Raw genomic sequence first — 24,068 nt, 5'->3', positions numbered from 1 at the left:
TTATTGAAAGTGCTGAGCGACGGTTGTTATTGCGGTTGTTATTGCAGATGTAATGGTTGTCATTGCAATAATGTCGTCAGCACTTCCGGCTTTCAGGCTTCCTGACCCATGATGATGGCTTTTTCAATGACCCGGTCATCACCCATTACCATCAACACGCCAAGCAACTCTTCCAGTGCCCTTGGTTCACTATGGGCACTTATTTTTTTCGTTCTGAATTGAAGCATTGGGGTAGCCGCAGGATTCAGCACCAGAAAATCCGCTTCATTTCCGATACGGAAGCTACCAACCTTGTCTTCAAGATGAAGTGCTTTCGCACCTCCCAGTGTGGCCAGGTAAAAAGCTTGAAGCGGTGAGATCGTTTCCTCCCGCAACTGAGATACCTGATAGGCGTCTTTCATAGTATTAAGCAGGCAGAGGCTGGTTCCACCACCAACATCGGTACCAAGACCGGTGGGGATACCATGAGCTTTAGCCTGATTCAGATTGAACAGCCCGCTACCGAGAAACAGATTGGAGCCGGGACAAAAAGCAATGGAGGAGCCTGAGTTGCCCATGCGCTGCCAGCTGTGGTCACACAGATGGACCGAATGAGCAAATACCGATCGCGGCCCAAGCAGCCCATGCTGATCATAGACATCCACATAGTGTCTGCTGTCGGGGAACAGCGTCTGAACCCAATCGATCTCTTTCAGGTTTTCCGAGAGGTGAGTGTGAAGATAAAGACCATCGTGTTCCTGCAACAACCGGCCGGCCAGGTGCAGCTGCTCAGAGGATGAGGTGGGGGCAAAGCGCGGGGTCACTGCATAAGACAACCGCCCTTTGTTATGCCACCGATTGATCAGCGCTTTACTGTCTTCGTAGCTGCTTTCAGGAGTGTCAAGCAGATAGTCAGGGGCATTACGGTCCATCATCACTTTGCCGGCGATCATGCGCAGGTTTCGTTGATGGGCCTCAGCAAAAAAGGCATCGACGGATTGAGGTGCCACGGTACCAAACACCAATGCGGTGGTGGTTCCATGGCTGAGACACTGATCCAGAAAGAACCGGGCAATCTCACTGGCATACTGTTCATCAGCAAACTTCTGCTCTGCCGGAAAGGTATATTGGTTCAGCCAGTCCAGCAGTTGAACTCCGCAGCCTGCCAATACTTCAAGCTGAGGGTAATGCACGTGGGTGTCGATAAAACCGGGTACCAGAAGCCGACCGGTCAGATCCTTTATTTCGGTTCCTGTGGGCAGGTTCTGCAAAACCTGATCGGATGGACCGCATCGGGTTATCAGACCATCTTCAACCAAAAGGGCGCCATCCTCGAAAAATTCCCAGGTGTCCGGATCTCCCGGCTGCTGTTTTTTGGCCGGATCATCCAGGAAGTGGAGGACAGAGGCTCGCCAGACAACCGATCTGCTCATCGTGGCACCTCCACCTTATATCGCTGTGCAGCAGGCATCGGGACTTCGTCACAATTGTTACCTGGCCCCTTGCGGTCAATGACCAGGTACTCTTCTCCATCATCAACGGAAAGCAGAGGATGGTGCCAGACACCGGGGTGGTAGGTGATTCCCTGTTTTCCATTGCTCAAAAAGCAGCGAATGGATGCCAGGTCTGGTGTTGTGCTGTCACTGGCGCCAGAGGCAACTACCACCAGAAAACGCTGGCCTGCCAGGGGCATAAATGTCTGGCTACCCAGTGGGTGTCGCTCAAGCAGGTCCAGTTGATATGAGTGATTAATCGGGGCTGTTTTATAAATATGCATTGTCGTGTGACCCTGATCATCAGTGGTTACTGATGTCAGGTCGCTGTATTTATGACAGCGCCCCTGATTAATCACGACGGGTGTATCCCGGGTTTCAAGTACGTCGCCAAAAGGCTCAAAGGCCTCACGGGTCAGTACTTCCACCTTCAGCGTTTTGGCTGGCATTTTTTCATCCATGTGCCTTCTTCTCTTTCTTATTACATGGGGCTAATCAGCGGCTCGTGATGGCTTGTGTTAACTTCCCCGGTAAGTAGAGTAACCGTAGGGCGACAATAGCAGTGGCACATGATGGTGACGGTCATCACTGACTTGAAAAGTCACCACAACTTCCGGATAAAAGCACTGGACTTCATGCTTGTGGAAATAATCCTTAATGGCGAAATGCAGTTGATAGACCCCTTTGGGCAAGTTCAGGCCATCAACCGCCAGGTTCTGAATGCGACCATCATGATTGGTGACACCGCTACTAACAGGCGTCCAGCAATCACCTTCCTGCCGGGATAATGATACAGGAACCCCTTCAGCGGGCAGCCCGCTACCGGTATCCAAAATATGGGTACTGATGCCGGTCATGCCATTTGCCTCCATTCAATCAATTTGTTCAGGCGCAGTCGGGTAATCTTATGTTGCTCGGCTGCGGCAATCTCCAGCTCATTTTCCGGGTGATTATCTAGCCGGTCATTTAGCAGTGATAGCATCTCATCGGCTGACTTCCCGGTGGCACAGACAATGAATATATAGCCAAAGCGTGTTTGGTAAACGGTGTTACCCTCTGCCAGTGCCTTGAGTGTTTCGTCACTGGCAGTCGATGCACCTGATTGCTCATGACCCGCCATATCGCTGGTGTTGGCATATTTTGCCTTCAGACTGCTTACGTCTCCAATTTTCGAATGGCCCTCAAAAGCCTGTAGGTAGTCGTTTTCTTTGCAGACCGACCAGCTTTTGTCCGCTGTGGATAACAGTTCATCCTGATTGGAGTATGGTCGGTTATTTGCCATGGATTCCAACCACAGGTCACTGGTACAGCATTGGCGGAAAAAATCTCTGGCGCTGTCAATATCCAGGTGGTTCAATTCATCAAGTGTCATGAATCATGCTCCTTTCAAGCTGCTCTCATAGCCGCTCTCATAGCGACTCTCATAGCGACTCTCATAACCACTCTCATAGCCAAGAATGCGAAGCCTTGATACACCCCCATCAGGGAAGATATTCAGACGTACATGGGTGTATTGTTGCTCAGTATTCTGCAACTCACTCAAGAAAGAGTGGTTGCGATGGGCATGCAGTTTTTGCTCAGGAAGAATGGTATGCCACTGAACATGATCAGCCGCATCTTCAGGGTTATCCCCATTGAAGGTACAGGCCTCCAGGCTGCAACGGTCCGGGTAGTTACCTTTGAAGTTTAAGGTATCTACTTCTACTCGATGAATGGTTCCGGGCATTGCCAGCTTTACCATCATCCAGTCATTGCCACCCTGGCGTCGGCGTTTGGTTTCCCAGCCGTTATGCATATCAGCGCCGCGCCCGGGCAGTAACAGGTTTTGCATAGGACTGAAGAATGAGTCGCTGCAAGCTACAGAGCGGCCACCGTTCATCAGTGCCGCCAGATCCAGAGGTTCACCAGGTAAGCGATAGCGCTGATCAAGATGAATCTTGCCATAGACCCGCAGACGGGCAACGCCGCCATCCGGATAGATTCGCAGTCGGATATGGCTTGCCTTTACCGGTTGATCAAGATGAACCAGGTTTCTGAAATCAGGCTTGACGTCTACCCGATCCGTAAGAGGTAGCCAGTTGCTTTGGTCGTCAGGATCAGCATCATCAAGCAGGTAGTCAAGCTGCACAGCACCGGGGGCATTACCCTTGAAGTGACGTGTATCAATCTCCAGCGCTTCGATTTCGCCCACAGAAGCCAGGCGCACAGTGACCCAGTCACAGCCTTCATAACCCGGTGCATCCCGACGTCGGCGCGACTCCCAGCCATCCATCCATTTGCCGTAGGCCGTATACTTTTCAGGAAGAAATATCGGGTCCTCGACCAGTAGCAGGTTATCTTTTTCAGCAAAGAAATCATCGCTGCAGTCGAGAATATCACCGCCCAGCGCACGGGCTGCCAGATCGATTCGTGTTTGCTGCCACTGTGCTGCGAGATCATCAGAAGAAGTGTTATTCATAAAAATGTCAGACCTGATGTTATTATTTTTACGACGTATGGATAGCGGCAAACATCGATGAGCCTTATACCGCTTTATCCTGATAGACTATGTTTTGTTATTTGACTAATTGGTCAATTTTTTTTCAGCATTTATGCCATAGAAACCATCAGGCAGGCAATAAAAAAATGGAGAGCCCAATGACGATCGACCCGCTGTTCAAGGCGAGTGACTACCCAAGAGATCTGGTTGGTTATGGCAAAACCCCTCCTGATCCGAAGTGGCCAGGTAATAGCAGAATTGCTGTTCAATTTGTTATCAATTACGAAGAAGGCGGGGAGAACTGTATTCTTCATGGTGATGAAGCATCAGAGGCATTTCTTTCAGAAATTATTGGTGCTCCTGCTCATAAGGGTATGCGTCACATCAGTATGGAGTCCATTTATGAATACGGCTCAAGAGCGGGATTCTGGCGGCTTTACCGGCTTTTCACACAGCGCAATATACCGGTCACTGTCTATGGTGTGGCTATGGCCATGGCTCGCAACCCGGAAGCGGTTAGAGCCATGATCGATGCTGACTGGGAGATTGCCAGTCATGGCTATCGCTGGATTGACTATCAGTTTATGGACGTTGATGAGGAACGCCGTCATATGGAGGAAGCGATCCGCATTCATACTGAGGTGACCGGTAATCGTCCAACCGGTTGGTATACCGGACGTTGCAGTCCAAATACCGGGCAACTGGTGGTAGAAGAGGGGGGGTTTTTATATCACGCCGATAGTTATGCCGATGACCTTCCCTACTGGGATACTCGCTTTGGTAAGCCCCAGTTGGTGGTACCCTATACACTGGACTGTAACGATATGCGTTTTGCCACCGCCCAGGGTTTTAACAGTGGTGATCAGTTTTTCAGTTACCTGAAGGACGCTTTCGATGTACTTTATGATGAGGGCGCTACCGCTCCCAAAATGATGTCAGTAGGCCTTCATTGTCGTTTGGTTGGTCGGCCCGGAAGAGCCGCAGCCCTGTCTCGTTTTCTGGACTATGTACAATCCAAAGACCGGGTATGGCTATGCACGCGTGAACAGATTGCTCAACATTGGCATACTCGTCATCCTTATAAGTAAAACTGGTTGGAAATTTCCGGGGGAAGAGATGTATGGGCAGTCTGATTGACATTCAGGCCGGAGCACAGGCGTTGGATTATATTCGCGCCAATGGCCTGCCCCATGAGAGTGTCAAAGTGATGGTGGGTGCTTCCGGAGGACCAAAGTGGTTTGTGCTCAGTGGGCTGGATAAAGCCTTGTTGGGTGAATACTTCCGCAATAGAACCTCACCTCTCGATCTTATTGGAACGTCTGCCGGCAGCTGGCGCTTCAGCTGTTACGCTCAGGATGATCCGCTGGCTGCCCATGAGCGTTTTGAACAGGGTTATCTTCATACCCATTATTCCGAAAAGCCAGATCCTGCAGAAATAAGTCGCAAAGCCAGAGAATTGGTAGAGAATATTGTTTTGCCTGAAAGCGTAGGACAGATTCTTAATAATCCCGTTTTTCGTTTCAATCTGATTGCCGTGAGAAGCCATGGACTGACGGCTTCTGAGCACAAATTGCTGCAAATGGCAGGTCTGGGGCTTGCTGCTACCGGTAATTTGATTAATAGAAAACATTTGTCGTCATTTTTTACCCGCACGCTTTTCTACCATCCTGCCTATGGTACTTCAGATAAGCCTGCGTTTTATCACGCCAGCGATCTGCCAACGGAGCGTGTGAGACTGACGGAAACCAATCTGGTCGATGCCATCCTGGCCTCTGGCTCCATTCCTGCGGTGATGCAGGGTGTGAAGCATATCTCTGGTGCTCCTGCAGGCTGCTATCGGGATGGTGGAATTACCGATTACCACTTCGATATGCGTTTTCATCAAGGCGATGGCCTGGTGCTTTATCCACACTTTTATCCAAGGATGATTCCCGGATGGTTTGATAAGGCTTTAAAGCATCGCAGGCCGTTGCCACAGAATACCGATAATATGGTGCTGATTTCTCCTTCACAGGCATTTGTTGACCGGCTTCCTTATCAAAAAATACCCGATCGCAATGACTTTGCCCGATTTACTTATGATGAACGCATTCGTTACTGGAAACGGGTTGTGGATGAGAGTAAACGGTTGGGGGATAATTTTATTGATCTTGTCAATAATGGAAGTATCAGGAGATACATCAAAGCATTATAAAGAATGCGAGTTTATAGTATTACTCGAAGTACAAACCAGGAGCCTGTCGTACTTAAGCGTCCGTAGCGAGGATTGCGAGAAATTGAGGATAAAAAATTCTGATTCTGAGGAGAATAGCAGGGCTATTTGACGAAGAAGCAGAAATTTTTAGACCAATTCATAGCAACCACAGTAGGACAGCCTTAAGTCCGACAGGCTCCTGGCCAACCCACAGCCATTTAGTAAAATGGCTGATGAATATTTTCTCTAATTATAATCATGAGTAGCCATCTACCGATGGTTTAAAGAAACTCTGAACTGGAGTTGCTCAGGACAATTGGCATCTTCAACAGCTGTTTTTATAGCTTCCCGAAACAGCTTTTTCAGTTCGTGTTGCTTAAAGAGTCTTGTAAATGTTATTGGATCTGCCTGAATGAGTTCATCTCTGTGCTTTTTGCAGGAGTTAAATGTAGTAAAAACATCATCAATACTGTCAGAATCGAACTTGAGCAAGTTCCTGGTTTCAATATGCTCTTTAAACTCATCGAATCTCCAGCCGTCCATTGCGTGACCATCCAATAAAAAGGTATCAGCTTTATCCTGAAACGTAATATAAGGATGTTCTGCCAGGAGTTTTCCATCGGTATCTGTCAACGCTAAACTCCAGGTTGTGCATTGCTGCCACGGATTTTTGTCCTGATCTGAGGTGTCTGAAGAAGTTATTTGAATGTCGACTGGGCAAATTTCCTCTTCAGGGATGCTATAGATACCCCCTTCTTTATCGCATAATTCGAGCATGTAAACCTGCTTACTACCATGTCGGTATAGGTAGTTGGTCGCATCAGTTGTAGATCCGGCATCTTCCGGTAGGAACTTTCTAAATACCCCATCCATATCCCCTATATAACGACGTAATAATTCCAAGTCCTCTGTTTGCTTCAGATGGGCGGTTTTCGCAAAAAACTGTTCAGTCAGTGTTTGCAACTCAGCCAACTCCAACTGCTTCTTATTTATTGAGTCTTGTATTTCTTTCTGAATTTCTGGTGATGGCACCGGTTCTCTATTGGCTGATACCCAGTCAGGGCCTTTAGCGACAAGAAACACATCAGAGCTTCCGGAGCTACATGTTGACCACTGCACATAGAAGGTAACAGGATGCCCATTGACTTGAACTTGTGCAGGTGGTGTTTTACCGGTTGAGTTTTTATGAACTGATAACTGTTGTTTGGTCACAGGAAATACAATGGTATTTTTTGAACACTCATCCTTGTAGGGTATTTCTGCAGGAAGCGTTTCTGTAATCTCCATGGGAGAGGCGCCTGAATCATGAAGCATTGCACTATCTTGCACACGAGTTGCAGAACGCTCTTGAATTGACTTTTCAGAAGCTTGCCGGCCAACCAAACTCTGACTTTGGAGAGCCTTGGAGAACTCAGATTCAAATTCATCACAGCCAGCAGATTGTTCATGTTGGGGGCAAAAAGATGGTTGAAAAGTATTCACTCCAGATAATAAATTATCCATAATTTACCTCATAAAATTACTGTTAAATTTATTTGTGTTTGAAAAGCGATGCTTTGCCATCTAAATTCTGACAATTTGTCAAAAAAAAGGTTCCGGTTATTTTTTAACCGGAATCTCAGAAATTGATGTTATCGCCAATCTTTCAGATGTGAATATACAAGAATCTAATCTGGCATCGTCTGAAGCGCTCTTTGCCATACTATTGCGCTACATACTATTGCGCTAAAAGTGGGGACAGCTCTGGCCATACATTCTTTAACATCATTGGTTGGGCTGCTTCCGTTGGGTGAATCCCGTCAGGTTGATTCAGTGCATCATTACCAGCAACGCCCTCCAGGAAGAAGGGGATGACAGGAACATCCCACTTCTTGCCCAGCTCATGAAAAGTTTCTGTAAAACGTTGGGTATAGACCGGCCCATAGTTGGGTGGGATCTTCATTTCAAAGAGAATAATGTCAGAATGGTATTCCCGGGTCAGTGCAATCATCTGATCAAGGTTGGATTTGATGGTTTTCAACGGCTTTCCCTGAAGACCATCGTTGCCACCCAGTTCCAGTAACACCAGGTCCGGGTTGGTTTGTGCCAGCGTTGATCGGAATCGGCTCAGGCCTCCGGCGGTGGTTTCGCCACTGATGCTGACATTGGTAATTTTCCAGGGGTACTGATGACTGTCGATTTTTTCCTGAAGTAATTGCACCCAGCCCCGATCGATATCCGTAAGACCGTAGGCAGCGCTGAGGCTGTCACCATACATTAGTAGTGTTTTTTCTGAAGCTGATAGATTGATGGCTGGAAGGGTCATTAAGACAGCAGTTAACAGCCTTGAGCTGATAAAAGGCCTTGAGCTGATAAAAGGCCTTGAGCTGATAAAAGGCCTTGAGCTGATAAAAGGCCCTGAGCTGGTAAAAGGCCCTGAGCTGGTAAAAGGCCCTGAGCTGGTAAAAAGACGACGAAATAAGGATTTTCTCATGAATGACGCGCTCTCCAGTCCCCGCAACACGCTCACATCTGAGACCGCTGCTGAAACAACTGCATCGATAGAATCTGATTCACTGGCGGTGACTGCCTCTGGCCTTGAAAAGACCGTAGTTGCCCGTGATAACCCGCTCACCATCTTGTCCGGACTTGACCTGCAGATCAAGTCCGGTGAGTCTGTGGCGATTGTTGGCACCTCGGGATCAGGCAAGTCTACATTGTTGGGTATTCTGGCCGGGCTGGATTTGCCAACGGCCGGTAGTGTCAGTCTTGCGGGAAAGCGCATCGATCATCTGGATGAAGACGAGCGGGCAACAGTGCGTGGCGAGCATACCGGGTTTGTTTTTCAGTCATTTCAGTTACTTTCCAACTTAACGGCGCTCGAAAATGTCATGCTACCCCTTGAGTTGGCGGGTGTGGACGACCCGGGTGAGCGGGCCAGGAAACTATTGACCCGCGTTGGCCTTGAGCACCGCCTGGAGCATTACCCGAAACAACTGTCTGGTGGTGAGCAGCAACGAGTGGCCATTGCCAGGGCGTTTGCTGGCGAGCCGGATATTCTTTTTGCCGATGAGCCAACCGGTAACCTGGATGAGAAAACTGGGGAAAGCATTATTGAACTTTTGTTCGAAGTGAATCAGGGCAGCGGCACCACTATTGTGTTGGTTACCCATGATATGGATCTTGCCAGACGGTGTCAGAGGGTACTGAAACTGCACGGTGGTCGTCTGGAGGAGGTCGCATGACGGTGAATACTTCCTCAGCAAGCCTCAGGCGCAATGTTACCCACAGGCCAAACAGTACGTTCGGACTTTCCTGGCGCTTCCTGATCAGGGACTGGCGCTCCGGTGAGCTCTGGCTGCTGGTGGCTGCACTGTTGATGGCGGTTGCAGTCAGTACTGCCATTGCCCTGTTCAGTGAACGTCTGCAGCTGGCTCTTGGGCGACAGGTGGCAGAAGTTCTTGGTGCTGATATGTTGATTCGCAGCCCGGGACCGGTGCAGCCAGTCATTCTGGAAGCAGCGGAAAATCAGGGATTGACGTTATCCACAGTGCTTGAATTTCCATCGGTGGTCATGGCCGGGGATGAGATGCAGATGGTCTCTGCCAAGGCTGTGGAAAACAATTATCCACTGCGTGGTCATATCCGGACCGCAGATCAGCCCTTTGCGCCGGACCAGATCGTCAGTGACACACCCGGCGTCGGTGAAGCCTGGCTTGAACCCAGGCTTTTTCCTTTACTGGGTGTGGCTATCGGCGATCAGGTGATGCTGGGTAACACCTGGCTGACCATTACCCGGGCAATCACCCTGGAAACGGATCGGGGAGGCGATTTTTACAGCTTCTCCCCACGGCTGATGTTCAGTATGGCAGACCTGGAAAGCACCGGTATTATCCAGCCGGGCAGCCGGGTCAGCTGGAAAACACTGATGGCGGGGGAGCTTTCAGCACTGGAGCAATTCAAGGCGTGGTCCAAAGATCGTCTGGATGACAGTGAACGGTTGATGATGGCCGACGACAGTCGACGTGATCTTCGTAACTCGGTGGTGCGGCTGAAACAGTTCCTCGGATTGGCCAGTATGGCGGCGATGCTGTTGGCTGGAGTCGCGGTGGCCATGGCCAGCCAGCGGTTTGCAGAGCGACGGTTTGATAGCTGTGCGGTGATGCGTTGCCTGGGTGCCAGTCGACAGCAGGTGCTGAGACTGCTGCTCGTGGAGCTGGCTTTTGTGGCTGTGCTGGTGGCGCTTCCCGGTGTGTTGATTGGCTGGTTTCTTCAGGCAGGCGTCGTGCAGTTGCTCAAGGGTGTGCTGCCCGCCTGGCTGCCGGCAGCGGGTATCATGCCGATGGTTATTGGCGGGGCAACGGGGGTTATTACCCTTGCCGGCTTTGGGCTTGCGCCGCTGCTACGATTGCAGGATGTTTCGCCATTGCGGGTGCTGAGGCGGGATCTGTCGCCAGCTCCTGCAGCTTCCTGGCTGGTCTATGGCTTTTCGTTGATGGCGGTTTTTCTGCTGCTCTGGTATCACACCGGTGAAGTGGTTATAGCCCTGGTGCTCGCCCTGGCCTCAGGGGCTGTGCTGTTAATGATCTCCCTTGGCGTGCAACTACTGCTTGCCCATGTGGGCAACCGTCAGAGGCTTTCCTCGTTACCGGTATTCTGGCGCCCTGGCGTCAGCCGGATCATCCAGGGCAAAGGCAAGACATCCGCTCAGCTGCTGGCATTTACCCTGACGTTTATGGCCATGGCAGTGGTATTACTGCTCCGTACGGATTTGCTGGATCGTTGGCAGAATGAGTTGCCGAAAGAGACACCCAACTACTTTGCCATGAACATTCAGCCATCCGAAGTTGAGGCGTACTCGGCGTTTCTCACCGGGAATGATGTGGATACCAGCCAACTCTATCCGATTATTCGTGGTCGCCTGGTCGGTATTAATGATTTGCCGGTCAGGGAAGCAGTGTCCAAGGAGGAACAGAACCACAACGCTCTGAACCGTGAGTTGAACATGACCTGGTCAGAAACACTGCCGGAAAAAAACCGTCTTGAAGCGGGCGATTGGTGGGAACCCGGCAGTGAAGAAGGCCTTTCCATTGAGGCAGAAATTGCTGAAAAGCTCGGGGTTGGTCTGGGTGACCGGCTGACGTTTATTGTGTCAGGGCATGAGTTTACTGAAACGGTAAGCAGTATTCGCACGGTCCAATGGGAGTCTTTCCGGCCAAACTTCTATATGATTTTCCCTGAGGCCGTTCTGCAGGATTTACCCACAACCTGGCTGAACAGCTTCTACCTGGATATTGAGGACAAGCTGTTGCTCAACGCTTTAATCACTCAGTTTCCAACCATGACCTTACTGGACCTGGATGCGGTGATTAACCAGGTTCAGAAGATGTTGGCGCAATCGACCATTGCGGTAGAGGCGATGCTGGCTGCGCTGCTATTGGCAGGATTGCTGGTGATGATGTCGGTGATTGAATCCAGCATTGATGAACGCCTGCACGAGGGCGCATTAATTCGCTCACTGGGAGGAACCCGTCGACAGCTCTTAATGATGCAGGTTGGCGAGTTTGTGCTGTTTGGCATTCTGGCGGGTCTGCTGGCGGCTTGTGGTACCGAGCTTGCCAGCTATCTGCTCAATACCCGGGTTTTTGAGCTGAGTTGGCAGCCGGCCTGGTTTATCTGGTTTGCTTTGCCCCTGTTTGGTGCTCTTGTTCTCGGGTTTGCCGGATGGCTCGGCATTCGCCGGGTGCTCCGAGAGTCGCCGGCAAATATTTTGCAAGCAGGGTGAGTAAAAATGTCTCTGTGCAGAAAATATACAGATGTTGTTCTGCTCAGGAACAGCAGGGGGTAAAAGGTGTTATCCACAGATCATTCAGGGAGTTGATCAGGAAAACTGTGGAAATCTCTATCAAGCTACGCCGGGAAATATTGAGAGACACACTTGCAGTGCTGATTGATATACGGATGCGGTATGCCATGGAAACATAAACAGTCATTTACCGGTTGTATACAGGTTTTTGTGGATAACTTGTGCATGACCTGTATAACTCCTGTTCCCAGTAATGGATAAGTTGTTCATAACCGGGTGTGGAAAGCCCGAAAAACAGCAGCGGCACCCCGGAGATTACAATAGATGGGTCAGATTTGAAGTCCGGGGTTTTTACGAGGTCCCCATCAAACATCCGTTTTTTCAGATGCGTTATCACCATCCGATTTGGAGCGCAGGAGTTTTTTAAACTGCTCTGCCAGATCTGCCTGCCCTTTGATTTGACTTTTATCCACTACCGGGGCATCAAAATCTTTCAGCAGAGTAATTTGGTTTGGCGTTATGCCAATAAGAAGATCTTTACCACTCACCCGAACCAGAGTCAGGCGGGACTGATTCGAGATCGGGGCACTGGATAACAGTTCGATATCCTTTCCCATGGCCGGCAGCCTGGGATTAAACCGTTTGACCAGCCAGGCCAGCACAAAAATCAGGCTGACGACCATCACCATGGGCATGACAACCTGAAACAGGTCCAGTTCACTGACCGGATTGGCAGGTTCTGTTGTCTCTGCCATTAAGCGGGCGGGCAGAAGTAACAGGAAGGTATGATATTTGATTAGTTGTCTCATGCTAATGACTATAAAGCCCTCTTGGCGCAGAGTGCAAGCTTCTGATCTGGTATATTTATTTGTTTAATGAACTATTGTTCTTGCTATTGATCAAAAGGGTTAATAAGAATGCCCGTAAGCAGTTGACCCAATATAACCTGTTATTGCTGATCGGATAATCAGTAATCAAGTCTGAAATCTTGTGTAGCAGGGGATGCCGTGAACCTATAACAGCATTTCTGTATACATAACCTCCATTCCATGGAAGGGGCAAGTGCCGGGCCAAGGTGTTATCTTAACTAACTAACCAGTCAGTGATTGATGCAAAAGAAAATGGTTAGCTGTTCAAAATTTATTCAGACCGAAGATTTATTACCGGATGATTCCAATTATCATAAATTGAGGTAAGCGAAATATTAATTCCTTGTGGACAAGGGACGTTCAAACGCTGCTTTAAACCCCATAAGGTTAATTTGGTCTTTCCTGAGCATTTAAGGAGCTAAAAATGGATTATCGTATTAGACATTCAGGTTATGACACAACCAAGTCTCGTAGTATTGAACAGTCTGGTTCTACAGAACGTAAATATGGAGCTGGTACTGGTGAAAGCAATGAAAGTTATGGTAACCATGGTGGAACAGGAAAACCCGGACAACCGACGGAATTCGCAGGTCATCCATGTTCAAGGCCGTCAGGGTTTTCCAGAGTTATGGGCACTGATATCCGGCAGAATCCGGGATCTCAACGTGCTTCAGCAGCCTTTGCTTCCCGTCAAATAAGATACAAGTGTACCCCTCCTCAGTTACCCTCACCATGCAGCCGAAGTTCAGGCGTTCACTCACCGGAAGATTTTTTAGAGAACATTGCCAGGGCATGTGTTGATATCTTTCGGAATGAAAAAATTATTGAATTGCGTTTCATGAAAAATGTTACTTATCCAGAGATTAAGAATGTTCTGAATAAGTTAGGGATGAAATCAGGCATAGTGTGGAATTTAAAGGGGCTGAAAGCTGATGGGGATTTAAGTCAAGAACAACAACAGGCACTTCGTGATGTTGTCAGGCATTACGAGCTGTCGAAAGTAGGCCAGAAACTTAACGCTGAAAATGTTGAAAGAGCAAAGATGCCTGCGTCTGCCATTAACATAAACAGGCATTACGATAAGCTGACTCAGGCAGTTAAAAAAACTCGGAGGACTCATGAATCACACTCAGAGGCAACTCCTTCACCTCACTCATTACCAGTAAGACAAGGTATAAGCATTAAATCTCCAGTTCATATCCGAACTGAGCCAGCAAAAAGTGCCGAAATTCAAAGTAAGGATGCTTCTAAATTATCCAAAATCATTGCAAATATCAGAGCAGCCTATCCCACTATCGATGATGTGATTCTTTCCAGAATACAGAAAAACTTTAATTATTCCGACTTCGATGCTGAAACTGTTGAATACGCCCTTCACGGAGGAGGTAGCTGGAACGCAAGAGGAGCTCTCGAGGCCATTGTTACGCAATGCCAGATATTGGAAACCAGACTTTTACCCAGCTCAGCTGCGGAAATAAAGCAACATCCTGCTTTTGACTTCAGTGGGGTCGGCGATGATAGTGATGGAGCAGCTGCTGCATGCGTTTCTGGTCCTGTTCGACCAGAAACAAAGGAGAATGAAACTGGCACAATGCTCTCGGATGATGCAAAACAATTGCAATTGAAGATGAAGTTGATTGGTTTAGGAATCGATTTTACTAAAAGTTTTCAAATAATTGCATTAGAACCGGATAAAATGCAAATTGGGCAGCTGGATCATACGTTAAAATATGAAATCGGTTTGGATGATAAACAGGCTCATGGTGTTTTAGAGTGTGTATTCTCTCGTGATGAAATTGATCGTTTAATGAATACCCGTCATAAAGCAGATATGGAAGACCAGGCCATTAGAGCTGAACAAGCTGACCGGTTAAAGCAAGTAAAAGAAAAAGAGGCTAAGATCGCAAAGTTTGATTATGAGAATAATCTAACGCTTGCTTTGGAGTTCAGCCTTCGAGATATAAGCAAGCCCCAATATGATGTGTTGGCCATTGGCTCACAAATAGATGATAGAACGGGTAAATATTTTACAAAACAACGAACAGTCTTTGCCGATGCACAGGGGCATTCAGACCTGAATGGAGATATACACGTAACAGTAGACCAAATCCCACCGGGTAAAAAGTTTAAGGAGATACACTTTACCGGTCTTCCTGGGTATGTGTTTGATGACGCTTCTGCAAATCAATGTCTTTTTCAAAAACTTAACAATTTAATGGAAGATAATGGAAAGCTACTTATCACATTTGGTGAAGGTGCTCATCATAAGTACGATAATAAGAAGTTTATAGAAAGCATATTAATTCCAACAGGTTTTGGTCATTTCAATTACTCAAATAGATATTCTGCAATCCATAAGTATGGTGTCAGGTTGTCAGCATGCAAAGTGCAATCAATGAGTAGTTCGTCACCCAAAGTGGCAGAATCTTCACCTACAAATAGCCCACATACTTTGACAGCAGTGGGTGGTGATTCACGATCAGTTAAAGTGGCTGCTCCGCAAACACACGAAAAAGCTTCAGGCAATCAACTGCTTCAGGAGGTATACTCCTCCAGAAAAGAGCAGCTGATTCATATTATGCAAAGCAGGCATAGGTCTTTCGACCATGGTCTTGTAGAAGAGGTTTTACAAACTCCTCGTAAACCTGAGTTTGATTTGTCGGCTGAGGAGTTTGCCAATCTGAAGGTCAGGTATGACCAATGGAAGGCAGCAGATGGACAGTGTACCGGGCTGCCAGTACCCAGCGATATCACAAATTTTGATCAGCGGTTCCGGGAGGCAAAAAAATGGTTTGAAGCCGATGTTGGAAATGCATTGTTAACAAAACCAGTACCACCTTTAAAGTCTGCTCCTTCATTTAGTAATGGAGCTATTGACAGGCAAATTGATCAAATTGTTGGACATTTAAGTGGCCTGGACGTTGGCACTGAATCTCTTAAGAAGATTAAAACAATTTTCAGGCAACTTCCTATAGATAGAAAAATTATCCAGAATGCAGCATGTGGGAGTATTAGGGACCTGCATAAAATTCAAATGGCATATGCTAAGTTTGCATTCGGCTCTGTTCAATCTTCTCCTGCAGTGACCAGTCGGATGCCAGTTCACGCTGCAGCCAGTCCTACTCATCCCGGAGGCTCAGACGATGTTATTGATGGTGCCACTGCATCGCCACCCGCCAGGTCTGAACGACCAATAGCTCAAGCTCCTGTCCAATGGGACCAGCTACATGAACAGGTTTTTCGCTCGGGACTGAACGCTCTGCTTGCTGCACCGGATGATGAACTACCATTGGATGCAGCTCCCCCCTCCTTAATTGATGCCATAGAGGCCATTCGGGCTCAGAATCAGGCTGGCAGACAGGAAATAGACAGATTAGCTAATGCCGAGTCTTATCCGGTAAAAGGTTACGCCCATGGCCAGGTGTCCGTCATGCAGGGAGCTGGTATCCAGGCAGCCGGAAATAACTGCGCGATAGCTTCAGTATTAATGGGGATGTCACACCAGGGTAGCCTGAGGTTGCTTATTGGACAAATCCAGCAAGCAGTAAAAGAGACACAGCGTCAGTTAGCAAACTTACCTAAATATACGTTTGATGTTAAGGCTGAAAGAGATCACAGAATGGTTCTGGAGGCTCTTGGCAGACTGAAAGACCTGGATAGCGTTTTAGTACAGTACGATTCGCAACGACTTGGGGCGATTCGAGTAAATGATAACCTGAACGACATCCGTACAATCTTTGGTCTTGCCAAAGGAGTAAACCTTGAGCCAGATGAGTTTTTTGAACGGATGATAACCGACTTGAGAACCCTGCAATCTTTTACCCAAAGTAAAGGACTTATCGAAATATTCAACTTTCCTGTGCATAAGCAGAGAGAACTTGCAGGCAAGGATATGAACGACGCATTCAATCTTGTTTACCTGGACGAGATTGCTCGTGACTCTGGTGCACGTGTGGAAGACCCGGACGTTTTGCTACTTTCACCGCCGACATATGGCCGTGACCAGAGGAGTGGTATTTCCCTTTCAGATAAAGTTCAAAAATATCACAGCGATGGTACATGTACTGAATATCAGCTCGCTGGCTCAGTCAATATATCCGAAACACACTATGTCACCTTTCTCAGGGATGATAAGAACGGTCTTCTTTATCTTGCCAATTCGATGGGAATGCATTTGGGAAGTAATGATCATGAACCATTCACGGTACCCACCGTTATAACAATGCCAATAAACGGGACTGCACGTGCCCTGGATGAGGCAATATTAAATACTAAAAATGAAGCTGATGGTGCCCTTATGCGACAGACCAAAGAACAATGGGAAAATTTAAGTAATAATTGTCGTTTAGCTATTTATACGAAAGTTAAACAACACTAAAGCCAGCTTTTGGAATAATGGTAATATCAGGCCCGGATGCTTCCCAACAAGAATCCGGGCTTTTTTGATGAAAAGCTTTCTTGACTGTTAAGTAGCTGGCCATATGGAATCGAATATTTCTGGCTACTTACTCTGAGCCTGCCCACTGCTCAATGTCAGGCTCAATGTATGCCTGTTCCAGTGCTTCAATCGCCCAATCCTGTTTTGCCGATAATTTCCTCAACTGCCTGAGAGAAACCACCTGAACGGCGGGTATCTGGCTCCAGATACTTTTGGTCAGGCAGCGCCAGTGGTTAGGCTCCAGGTGCTTTGGATTCTCCAGTTGCGTTTTACAGGTTTCACAAAGCATCAGACAATGGTCGTAGTCTGGCTCGCCGGGAACGGGCTCTACCTCATAGATGGACAGCGGAACTCCGGAGGCTTCACACAGTTCACATTTTGATTTTGCCCGGCGCGCCAGATCTTTTCCCAACAGACTCAGGGCACTCTGTCGCTCCCGGTGCTTTAATAGCCCTTTGGCCATTGTGTATCCTCCAATAATTTCTTTCTCGTTACGTTGTGACAGCTTGCAGTCTCTGGAGAATCAGACAATGATAAATTGATCGATACCTATCTGGCTGCTTGCTTATGACTTTGAATGTCAACAGGGTAAAAACTGCGAACAGGGATGACTGGTTAATTCCTGTGGATTATCTGGTAATTCATTATACAGCGGTAGACCTGAAAGATACTCTGGCTATATTTACGAACCCCGAATCCTGTGTGTCTTCACATCTGGTGATCGATACTGATGGTGAGATTTATGAGCTGGTAGACTGCCTGAATGGCCATGTACATCGCGGCTGGCATGCGGGGGTTAGTGAATGGGAAGGGGTTCATGGGTTAAATGATTGCTCTATTGGCATTGAGTTGGTGAATTATAACGGCAATGTATTTCCGTTTACTGACGAGCAATATCATTCTCTGCATGGGGTGATGGCCAGATTTAAAGAACATTATCCGAATCTCCGGCACCCTGAGAGAGTCGTTGGCCATGAGCATATTGCTGGCTTTCGTGGCAAAGCGGACCCCGGAATGCTCTTTGACTGGCACCGTTTTTATCGGGAGAACTACCCGGGGTATGAGGCTCCCTTGCGTCCGGCGGTCTGCCCGAAAGCACTGCAAGAGCGTTTGATGCAACTGAAAGCGAGTGAGCCTGAGTCGATAGAAGCCAAAAGCCACTTCTGGCACTCGGTAAGCTTGCTGACAGAAACGACGGTGCGCCTTATTGAAGAGGCTAAGGGAACGGTGGGTTCCTGATCACTGGCTCAGACCCAGAAGCTGTTCTCCCAGTGGCGTCAGTTTAGCAGGCAGACCAGGTTCCGGATCCTGTTGGTAAGGAAGGTTGCGCCAGCGTTCAGGTGCTCTTTTTTCACGCCATAACTGAATACGCGCCTCCCGATTATCTTCGGTACCCGCCGGGAACATAGAGATATATTGAGTAAGACGCGGCTTGGCGTGATGGTTCAGGCTGCTGGCATGGGGGAGTCGTGAGTCCCAGAGAAGGAAGGTTCCGGCCTTTCCCGCCAGGTGGACAATGTCATGACCTTTCAGGTCTTCATCCGTGAAACGTAGAGAGCTGCGATTCAGCGTTGTTTGTTTTCCGCTATAGAGACTGGGAACACAACAGAATGCCCCCTGATTTTCCGCTGTGTCCGTCAGGTAGAGCATGCCCTGGTATCTTGGCTGGAACACCCTTTCCGGGTAACTATCCAGATGGATCTGACTGTCGTCTTTGTCATCCGGATGCTCTGGGCGCCAGGGAGGTTTGAAGGAGGCCCGATCCAATCTTACCCAGAGATCATCTGTCTTGAACAGATCCGCATACAATCGATAAACAGGCTCATACTGGCGGATATTCCAGAGTGCCTGATGGTGATGAATGGGGACAATGCCATTGCTCCCCAGGTTCTTCTGATACCAGGTCGTGGGATCATCCAGATTAACATCCAGAAAGTCGGTAATGGCGTTGATGGCGGGCTGGAGTAACTGCTCAGGAACCAGGTCAGGAACGATGAGGTAACCTTTTTCCTGCAGTTCACTCGGGTCGATCATTATTCAATTACCCCATTCAGTGGTTTTTGATGCGGTTTTGATGCAGTGCTCGACTTTAGAGTTTTAAGAGCACAATAGTTCCGGCGCATAATCTGCTAAAAGCAACCATCCCCAATGACGAAATTCGAGATGGTTGCCATGCTCACTTCAGATCATCAAGTAATCCTCAGGGAGCTCGCTTCATATACAACCTTTCTTGCTGGAGCGCTATCATCAACTGCAGTACCAACGTTCTGCGAACTGCTGTTCGGTTGCATGCTTTCAGCCGACGGCTTTGTTACACAGGCGTTGTTAACAATTGATTTTCATTGTGTGTGGAGCAGCTACCACCACTGGCTATCTCAGGGCAAGTGGCAATGGAAGAACTTGGCACGCCACTTGATCCGTCTGGTCTGCTCCAAAGCTCCTGAGAATCAACCTGTGGTCCTGGGGCTTGATGACTGGGTAATCGAACGGTTTTCCGACAAAGCCCCTGCTTGTCGTACACATCATCAACACAGCAAGAAACGCAATCGGCCGACGTACATCTGGGGGCAGTGTTGGGTTTCCCTGGCCATCATATTTGAGCGGGCTGCAGATGAAGTATTTACCGCCATACCGGTGATCTCATTTCCGACACCAGCTTCAGGTAACACCAGCAAACTGAAAATTGCCGTGGCCATGCTCAGGGTGGTACGCAATGAAGTGAAGGATCGAGTGCTACGCCTGCTAACCGATTGCTGGTATATGAACTGGACACTGATAAAGCCAGCTCTGGAAATGAACATAGAAGTTGTTGGTCAGATACCTTCAAATCGGGCCCTCTATGCTTTGCCGCCAGCACCCACCGTAAAGAAGCGAGGGCGCCCAAAAAAGTACGGCATCAAGATGACGACAGAACAGGTTAAGAAACTGCCGGAAGAAAAAGCAACAGTATGGATGTACGGCAAATTTCGCAAAATACGTTATCGTACCCTGATCTGTCGCGCCAGATTCCTTAAAGGTCGTGAAGTACGCGTCGTCTGGAGTCGCTTTGAAAATGACAAAGGTCTGACCGAAAGCAGAATATTCATCTCGACCAATCCGGAACTTGAGGGACTGGAGGTGCTTCGTGCCTATTCCCGGAGATGGCCGGTAGAGCCAATGTTTCACCAACTCAAACATGCTTTTGGCTGTTGCCATTTATGGCAGCAGAAATTGCGAACACTGCTTCGATGGATGCATTTGAAAATGGCAGGCTATGCATTATTGCAGTGGCTCTATTTGATTTCCGAACTGCTCTGCAGTGAAAATTGGATGTGGACCACGCAATGTAAGGCTTGAGGGCAAATTGCCGAGCAAAGCTCTGAGAGCCTTTAATGATAAGTGCTTCAGCCAGGTTCAATCTGGGAACAGTCTGTAATCCAATAAGAGCCATTGCAGTTATTAACCGTTTGTAAAAATCAGGCATGTCTGAATATTTCTCGGATACCCTGGAGAAGCCCGGATACAACCACTGCAGGCATGATGAAAATTGCTCTTTCAGGAATTATTCCGAGGTTCTCTATTCGCAAGGGCTGGAACAGATATAAGCAAAAATATGAGTTCAATTTTCGCGATCTGATCGACCAGTTAATACCGGATAATTCAGAAGCAGCATAACTAAAGGCTTTTAGGCAAAAAACGGAAGTAATAACGAACTTGGAAAAACAGTTCACTGATTTCGGCTTGCTTCACTATAAAAAGCTGACCGAATTATCGTTTTATACAGACTCTAAAGTCGAGGATGCAGTGGATTTTGATAGAAGGTTGTCAGTGCAGCGTTGTCTCCAGTGTCTGGGCATCATAAGTCTCTGGATGTAGGCTATCTTCAAGGCTATCCAGCAAGGCCAGTACGGTTTTGCGAATAATATCCGTGTTCTTGTTCAGCTCATGATATTTGACAATGCTGACCAGAATTTGTGCCAGGGGGTAAATCCGCAGATTATTTTTAATATCGGCTGGCAACATGTTTCCTGTTGCCAGTTCGACAAAGTCATTGGCTCCCCGGGAAAAGCCTTTATGGGCTGACTCGAGAAGATCCATCATTGAGCGATTATCGGTGCTATCCATCAATGATTGGAGCAGGGTGTTCAGCTGTTCTTCGTTGTAGTGAGACATCGCTACAGCTCCTCGTCATGTACTTTAGTATTAAGCTTGTTAGAGACTAAAGTTCCATCTTTAAGGAGTGTATCCGTATATGCACTGAAGTCATATTAAAAAGTAGCCGACTGGTGTTCGTGATCTTTATGATTAAAGGGCAAAGTTAACGATATCTGCATGGGAGTGGCAGATTTCTTGGAATAGACTGCACGTGTCGATTGTTAATTGGCATCAATAGAACACTAAACTGCATTTCGACAGGCGATATAGATAGGGAATGATCAGCAGATATGAGCCTTATCTTTCAGATAAAGTTTTGCTACCTGCTGCCACTGTAAAGAAACAATTGTTTACAACAGAAGCTCCTCTTTTACCAATAGAGCCCACTATACGGAAGAGATAAGAGCCATGTTTTATTACTCACTTGTGGGAAGCAAAAAAATCCATAAAGTGTTCTAAATTAATGAAATATCCAGCGCGCGGGTTATTTGCCCAAAGGTTGTATCCTTCCATTTCCCATCCAGCAACCTGCCCAATGCCCATTAGAGACGCATCTAATTGATTCATCGCATCGTGCGTGAAGGGGGCATGACTAACCAACAGATTTTCCGGGGAATGGCCGGGACAACCCTGAACCATTCCATGATCGCCTGAATTCCCTCTTTCTCGGGCAGTAAACGACTTTTGCCGGGCGTCTACCGGGAATAATTTGATGTGAACACCATGATCATCAACTGATAGCACCTTGAATCTGCGGTCACCCGTATCTGAGGAATATCTATAGATACCTCCGGGTAGCCAAATGCCTTGAGTTCCGGGCGCTTCAACGGTTAGTACGCTTCTTGCTGCAATTTCTGTATTTACAGCATCTTGTCGGGCATTGTTTCCGGGAAATCCGGTAGTACTATTGTCGGCAGTGGACACCGACGCGCCCTGGAAGGTCACACTTGCACTGCCTCCGGAGCCGGTTGCCGATGGTTCTTCTGTCTGAAGTCGATAGGTATTGTCAACTGATGAATGACTATGGGACAAACCGTACTGCCCACTGTTATCCATAAAATTCTCCAGATCATTGTTATGAAAAAAGAAGCCCAATTAACCTAGCTGATTTTTTATAGCCTTAAAAAGAATCATTCTTCCTATTAACAAGTCAACAGCAGAACAAATGAAGATTTATTGAATTTGTCAACATCTCTCAAAGCGATTGTTGGCCGGTTAACTTTTCCGTGATTAGCGGAAACTGATTATTTTCCAGCCCTGTTTCTCGGCGAATCTTTTGAGTTCCGGATCTGGGTCTACGGCGACAGGGTTATCGACCTTTTTCAGCAGCGGCAGGTCATTTTGTGAGTCACTGTAAAAGTAGCTACCTGCCATAGAGTGTTCAGGATGCTGGTTGAGCCACTCCTGCAGGCGGAGTACTTTCCCCTGCTGGTAGGTGGGAGTTCCGGTAACCTTGCCGGTATAGTGGCTATCGCTGACCTCAAGATCAATGGCCAGCAGGGTATCCACCTTGAATTGTTCAGCTATGCGTTCGGTCACAAAACGGTTGGTCGCAGTGATCATCATAATGTGATCTCCCTGCTGACGATGTTTTGCAATCCGGGTAAGGCCTTTATCCAAAAGGATGGGAATTATTACCTGCTCCATAAACTGGCCATGCCAGCTTTCCAACGCTTCAAGGGGATATTGCGTCAATGGCTTAAGGCAGAAATCCAGATACTCCCAAATGTCCATAACGCCCTGTTTGTACTGTTCATAGAAGCGGTTGTTATCTGCCCTGAAACTTTCAGTATCAACCAGACCGTTGGCGACCATAAACTCTCCCCACAGGGCATCACTGTCGCCAGCAATCAGGGTGTTATCCAGATCAAAGATTGCCAGTGCCATTCTTACTCCAGTTTATTATTCAGGCTGAACTTGAGGATATTATACAGATTTGACCTGCCTGGCTTAAATTGAGAATCACCCCCCTGGTGAAAAGCCGGTTTGCTGTGTTGTATTCGTTTGTGAAACAATGCGTGATAAGTAATAGTTTAAGTGGCCACCGAAAAGTGACTGCGTCTAATCCTATGGTTTCCGGAATAGTCAGCTGCATGCTCCATTTTAGTGTGTGGCTATGGTTATGTTCCCGGATGAGGGGGTATTCGTAACACAGTATGGTGGCCCTAAGGTAGCCATATACGTGATTGACATCGATGGATTCAGGCCAAATGTAGGCATTATCCTGGCGAATCATCACGGTCAGGTATTGTGGGCTCGGCGGATCAGGCAGGATGCCTGGCAATTTCCCCAGGGTGGTATCAACGATGGGGAAACGCCGGAAGATGCGATGTACAGAGAGCTGTTTGAGGAGATTGGTCTCCATCCAGAGGATGTAGAAATCCTTGGCTGTACCCGGGGGTGGTTACGTTATCGTCTGCCGAGACGACTCGTTCGCCGGGATCAGCAACCGCTGTGCATCGGGCAGAAACAGAAGTGGTTTCTGCTGAAGCTGCTGAGCAATGATGACCGTATTCGGGTTGACCACACGAGGTCCCCGGAATTTGATGGCTGGCGCTGGGTGAGTTACTGGTATCCTCTTGGCCAGGTGGTTTCGTTTAAACGGGAAGTATACAGACGGGCACTGAAAGAGTTGGTGCCCAGAATCGGGAAGTTACAGTCCAACGACTGATAACGATGTACTGCTTGTCAGTCAGT

At 47.8% G+C, this 24,068-nt stretch carries 22 protein-coding genes; 9 read left to right on the top strand and 13 right to left on the bottom strand.

The genetic code is table 11. The features are described 5' to 3' along the window. Positions 1-92: 92 nt before the first annotated feature. From guaD to alc, 5 genes are read right to left on the bottom strand one after another with little or no spacing between them, the layout of a single operon-like run. A complete protein-coding gene (gene guaD, locus MJO57_RS31705) occupies positions 93-1,412 on the bottom strand; it encodes a guanine deaminase (protein WP_252021579.1) in 1,320 nt (439 codons plus the stop codon). Continuing rightward, the gene (locus MJO57_RS31700; protein ID WP_252021577.1) at positions 1,409-1,933 is read right to left on the bottom strand and encodes an ureidoglycolate lyase; all 525 of its coding nucleotides are present in this window, start codon (positions 1,931-1,933) and stop codon (positions 1,409-1,411) included. Before MJO57_RS31700 ends, guaD begins: the two co-directional genes overlap by 4 nt. A 57-nt stretch (positions 1,934-1,990) precedes the next feature. After that, positions 1,991-2,329, bottom strand: a complete 339-nt coding sequence (uraH, locus tag MJO57_RS31695; protein ID WP_252021575.1) for a hydroxyisourate hydrolase — start codon at positions 2,327-2,329, stop codon at positions 1,991-1,993. Then, positions 2,326-2,844 carry a 2-oxo-4-hydroxy-4-carboxy-5-ureidoimidazoline decarboxylase gene (gene uraD / locus MJO57_RS31690; protein ID WP_252021573.1) on the bottom strand — a complete coding sequence of 173 codons (519 nt, stop codon included), beginning with the start codon at positions 2,842-2,844 and terminating at the stop codon, positions 2,326-2,328. Before uraD ends, uraH begins: the two co-directional genes overlap by 4 nt. Positions 2,845-2,847: 3 nt before the next feature. After that, positions 2,848-3,930, bottom strand: a complete 1,083-nt coding sequence (alc, locus tag MJO57_RS31685) for an allantoicase (protein WP_252021570.1) — start codon at positions 3,928-3,930, stop codon at positions 2,848-2,850. 179 nt (positions 3,931-4,109) lie between these two features. On the opposite strand from alc, the gene puuE reads away from it, so the two are divergent. Together puuE and MJO57_RS31675 are read left to right on the top strand one after the other, a co-directional pair. Next, positions 4,110-5,039 (top strand): allantoinase PuuE, encoded by a 930-nt coding sequence (gene puuE, locus MJO57_RS31680; protein ID WP_252021568.1) that lies wholly within the window; start codon positions 4,110-4,112, stop codon positions 5,037-5,039. 32 nt (positions 5,040-5,071) lie between these two features. Beyond that, positions 5,072-6,145 carry a patatin-like phospholipase family protein gene (locus MJO57_RS31675; protein WP_252021566.1) on the top strand — a complete coding sequence of 358 codons (1,074 nt, stop codon included), beginning with the start codon at positions 5,072-5,074 and terminating at the stop codon, positions 6,143-6,145. A 270-nt stretch (positions 6,146-6,415) separates the two neighbouring features. Here MJO57_RS31675 and MJO57_RS31670 read toward each other — a convergent pair whose 3' ends face one another. Next, a complete protein-coding gene (locus MJO57_RS31670; RefSeq protein ID WP_252021565.1) occupies positions 6,416-7,648 on the bottom strand; it encodes a hypothetical protein in 1,233 nt (410 codons plus the stop codon). 214 nt (positions 7,649-7,862) lie between these two features. After that, entirely contained in the window at positions 7,863-8,450 is a 588-nt protein-coding gene (locus tag MJO57_RS31665; protein ID WP_252021564.1) for an arylesterase, read from the bottom strand. 166 nt (positions 8,451-8,616) lie between these two features. Here MJO57_RS31665 and MJO57_RS31660 point away from each other — a divergent pair, with 166 nt between their 5' ends. Together MJO57_RS31660 and MJO57_RS31655 are read left to right on the top strand one after the other, a co-directional pair. Then, entirely contained in the window at positions 8,617-9,369 is a 753-nt protein-coding gene (locus tag MJO57_RS31660) for an ABC transporter ATP-binding protein (protein WP_252027152.1), read from the top strand. Beyond that, positions 9,366-11,909 (top strand): ABC transporter permease, encoded by a 2,544-nt coding sequence (locus MJO57_RS31655; protein ID WP_252021563.1) that lies wholly within the window; start codon positions 9,366-9,368, stop codon positions 11,907-11,909. Before MJO57_RS31660 ends, MJO57_RS31655 begins: the two co-directional genes overlap by 4 nt. Positions 11,910-12,295: 386 nt before the next feature. Here MJO57_RS31655 and fliO read toward each other — a convergent pair whose 3' ends face one another. Further along, the gene (gene fliO, locus MJO57_RS31650) at positions 12,296-12,685 is read right to left on the bottom strand and encodes a flagellar biosynthetic protein FliO (protein WP_252021562.1); all 390 of its coding nucleotides are present in this window, start codon (positions 12,683-12,685) and stop codon (positions 12,296-12,298) included. Positions 12,686-13,223: 538 nt separating this feature from the next. Here fliO and MJO57_RS31645 point away from each other — a divergent pair. Beyond that, complete coding sequence (locus MJO57_RS31645; protein ID WP_252021561.1) at positions 13,224-17,177, top strand: hypothetical protein; 3,954 nt, start codon at positions 13,224-13,226, stop codon at positions 17,175-17,177. Positions 17,178-17,304: 127 nt separating this feature from the next. On the opposite strand, the gene MJO57_RS31640 is transcribed toward MJO57_RS31645, so the two are convergent. Next, the gene (locus MJO57_RS31640; RefSeq protein ID WP_252021560.1) at positions 17,305-17,700 is read right to left on the bottom strand and encodes a phnA protein; all 396 of its coding nucleotides are present in this window, start codon (positions 17,698-17,700) and stop codon (positions 17,305-17,307) included. 104 nt (positions 17,701-17,804) lie between these two features. Here MJO57_RS31640 and MJO57_RS31635 point away from each other — a divergent pair, with 104 nt between their 5' ends. Further along, the gene (locus MJO57_RS31635) at positions 17,805-18,476 is read left to right on the top strand and encodes an N-acetylmuramoyl-L-alanine amidase (protein ID WP_252021558.1); all 672 of its coding nucleotides are present in this window, start codon (positions 17,805-17,807) and stop codon (positions 18,474-18,476) included. On the opposite strand, the gene MJO57_RS31630 is transcribed toward MJO57_RS31635, so the two are convergent. Continuing rightward, entirely contained in the window at positions 18,477-19,271 is a 795-nt protein-coding gene (locus MJO57_RS31630; protein ID WP_252021556.1) for a phytanoyl-CoA dioxygenase family protein, read from the bottom strand. A 114-nt stretch (positions 19,272-19,385) separates the two neighbouring features. Here MJO57_RS31630 and MJO57_RS31625 point away from each other — a divergent pair, with 114 nt between their 5' ends. Together MJO57_RS31625 and MJO57_RS31620 are read left to right on the top strand one after the other, a co-directional pair. Then, the gene (locus MJO57_RS31625) at positions 19,386-20,573 is read left to right on the top strand and encodes a transposase (RefSeq protein ID WP_252021554.1); all 1,188 of its coding nucleotides are present in this window, start codon (positions 19,386-19,388) and stop codon (positions 20,571-20,573) included. A gap of 93 nt (positions 20,574-20,666) precedes the next feature. Continuing rightward, positions 20,667-20,891 carry a hypothetical protein gene (locus tag MJO57_RS31620; protein WP_252021552.1) on the top strand — a complete coding sequence of 75 codons (225 nt, stop codon included), beginning with the start codon at positions 20,667-20,669 and terminating at the stop codon, positions 20,889-20,891. 150 nt (positions 20,892-21,041) lie between these two features. On the opposite strand, the gene MJO57_RS31615 is transcribed toward MJO57_RS31620, so the two are convergent. From MJO57_RS31615 to MJO57_RS31605, 3 genes are all read right to left on the bottom strand, one after another. After that, complete coding sequence (locus MJO57_RS31615; RefSeq protein WP_252021550.1) at positions 21,042-21,389, bottom strand: hypothetical protein; 348 nt, start codon at positions 21,387-21,389, stop codon at positions 21,042-21,044. A gap of 402 nt (positions 21,390-21,791) precedes the next feature. Further along, positions 21,792-22,427 (bottom strand): hypothetical protein, encoded by a 636-nt coding sequence (locus MJO57_RS31610; RefSeq protein WP_252021548.1) that lies wholly within the window; start codon positions 22,425-22,427, stop codon positions 21,792-21,794. A gap of 174 nt (positions 22,428-22,601) precedes the next feature. Beyond that, complete coding sequence (locus MJO57_RS31605; RefSeq protein WP_252021546.1) at positions 22,602-23,258, bottom strand: HAD family phosphatase; 657 nt, start codon at positions 23,256-23,258, stop codon at positions 22,602-22,604. A 295-nt stretch (positions 23,259-23,553) separates the two neighbouring features. On the opposite strand from MJO57_RS31605, the gene rppH reads away from it, so the two are divergent. Then, a complete protein-coding gene (rppH, locus tag MJO57_RS31600) occupies positions 23,554-24,042 on the top strand; it encodes an RNA pyrophosphohydrolase (protein WP_252021543.1) in 489 nt (162 codons plus the stop codon). The last annotated feature ends 26 nt before the right edge of the window (positions 24,043-24,068 follow it).

The sequence above is a fragment of the Endozoicomonas sp. SCSIO W0465 genome, assembly GCF_023716865.1.
Lineage (GTDB): Bacteria > Pseudomonadota > Gammaproteobacteria > Pseudomonadales > Endozoicomonadaceae > Endozoicomonas.
This window is presented reverse-complemented; position numbering and strand designations above follow the sequence as displayed.

Excerpts from the sequence above, each read along its gene's own strand:
- guaD (WP_252021579.1), bottom strand. The coding sequence starts at position 1,412 with ATGAGCAGATCGGTTGTCTGGCGAGCCTCTGTCCTCCACTTCCTGGAT.
- MJO57_RS31700 (WP_252021577.1), bottom strand. The coding sequence starts at position 1,933 with ATGGATGAAAAAATGCCAGCCAAAACGCTGAAGGTGGAAGTACTGACC.
- uraH (WP_252021575.1), bottom strand. The coding sequence starts at position 2,329 with ATGACCGGCATCAGTACCCATATTTTGGATACCGGTAGCGGGCTGCCC.
- uraD (WP_252021573.1), bottom strand. The coding sequence starts at position 2,844 with ATGACACTTGATGAATTGAACCACCTGGATATTGACAGCGCCAGAGAT.
- alc (WP_252021570.1), bottom strand. The coding sequence starts at position 3,930 with ATGAATAACACTTCTTCTGATGATCTCGCAGCACAGTGGCAGCAAACA.
- puuE (WP_252021568.1), top strand. The coding sequence starts at position 4,110 with ATGACGATCGACCCGCTGTTCAAGGCGAGTGACTACCCAAGAGATCTG.
- MJO57_RS31675 (WP_252021566.1), top strand. The coding sequence starts at position 5,072 with ATGGGCAGTCTGATTGACATTCAGGCCGGAGCACAGGCGTTGGATTAT.
- MJO57_RS31670 (WP_252021565.1), bottom strand. The coding sequence starts at position 7,648 with ATGGATAATTTATTATCTGGAGTGAATACTTTTCAACCATCTTTTTGC.
- MJO57_RS31665 (WP_252021564.1), bottom strand. The coding sequence starts at position 8,450 with ATGACCCTTCCAGCCATCAATCTATCAGCTTCAGAAAAAACACTACTA.
- MJO57_RS31660 (WP_252027152.1), top strand. The coding sequence starts at position 8,617 with ATGAATGACGCGCTCTCCAGTCCCCGCAACACGCTCACATCTGAGACC.
- MJO57_RS31655 (WP_252021563.1), top strand. The coding sequence starts at position 9,366 with ATGACGGTGAATACTTCCTCAGCAAGCCTCAGGCGCAATGTTACCCAC.
- fliO (WP_252021562.1), bottom strand. The coding sequence starts at position 12,685 with ATGGCAGAGACAACAGAACCTGCCAATCCGGTCAGTGAACTGGACCTG.
- MJO57_RS31645 (WP_252021561.1), top strand. The coding sequence starts at position 13,224 with ATGGATTATCGTATTAGACATTCAGGTTATGACACAACCAAGTCTCGT.
- MJO57_RS31640 (WP_252021560.1), bottom strand. The coding sequence starts at position 17,700 with ATGGCCAAAGGGCTATTAAAGCACCGGGAGCGACAGAGTGCCCTGAGT.
- MJO57_RS31635 (WP_252021558.1), top strand. The coding sequence starts at position 17,805 with ATGACTTTGAATGTCAACAGGGTAAAAACTGCGAACAGGGATGACTGG.
- MJO57_RS31630 (WP_252021556.1), bottom strand. The coding sequence starts at position 19,271 with ATGATCGACCCGAGTGAACTGCAGGAAAAAGGTTACCTCATCGTTCCT.
- MJO57_RS31625 (WP_252021554.1), top strand. The coding sequence starts at position 19,386 with ATGACGAAATTCGAGATGGTTGCCATGCTCACTTCAGATCATCAAGTA.
- MJO57_RS31615 (WP_252021550.1), bottom strand. The coding sequence starts at position 21,389 with ATGTCTCACTACAACGAAGAACAGCTGAACACCCTGCTCCAATCATTG.
- MJO57_RS31610 (WP_252021548.1), bottom strand. The coding sequence starts at position 22,427 with ATGGATAACAGTGGGCAGTACGGTTTGTCCCATAGTCATTCATCAGTT.
- MJO57_RS31605 (WP_252021546.1), bottom strand. The coding sequence starts at position 23,258 with ATGGCACTGGCAATCTTTGATCTGGATAACACCCTGATTGCTGGCGAC.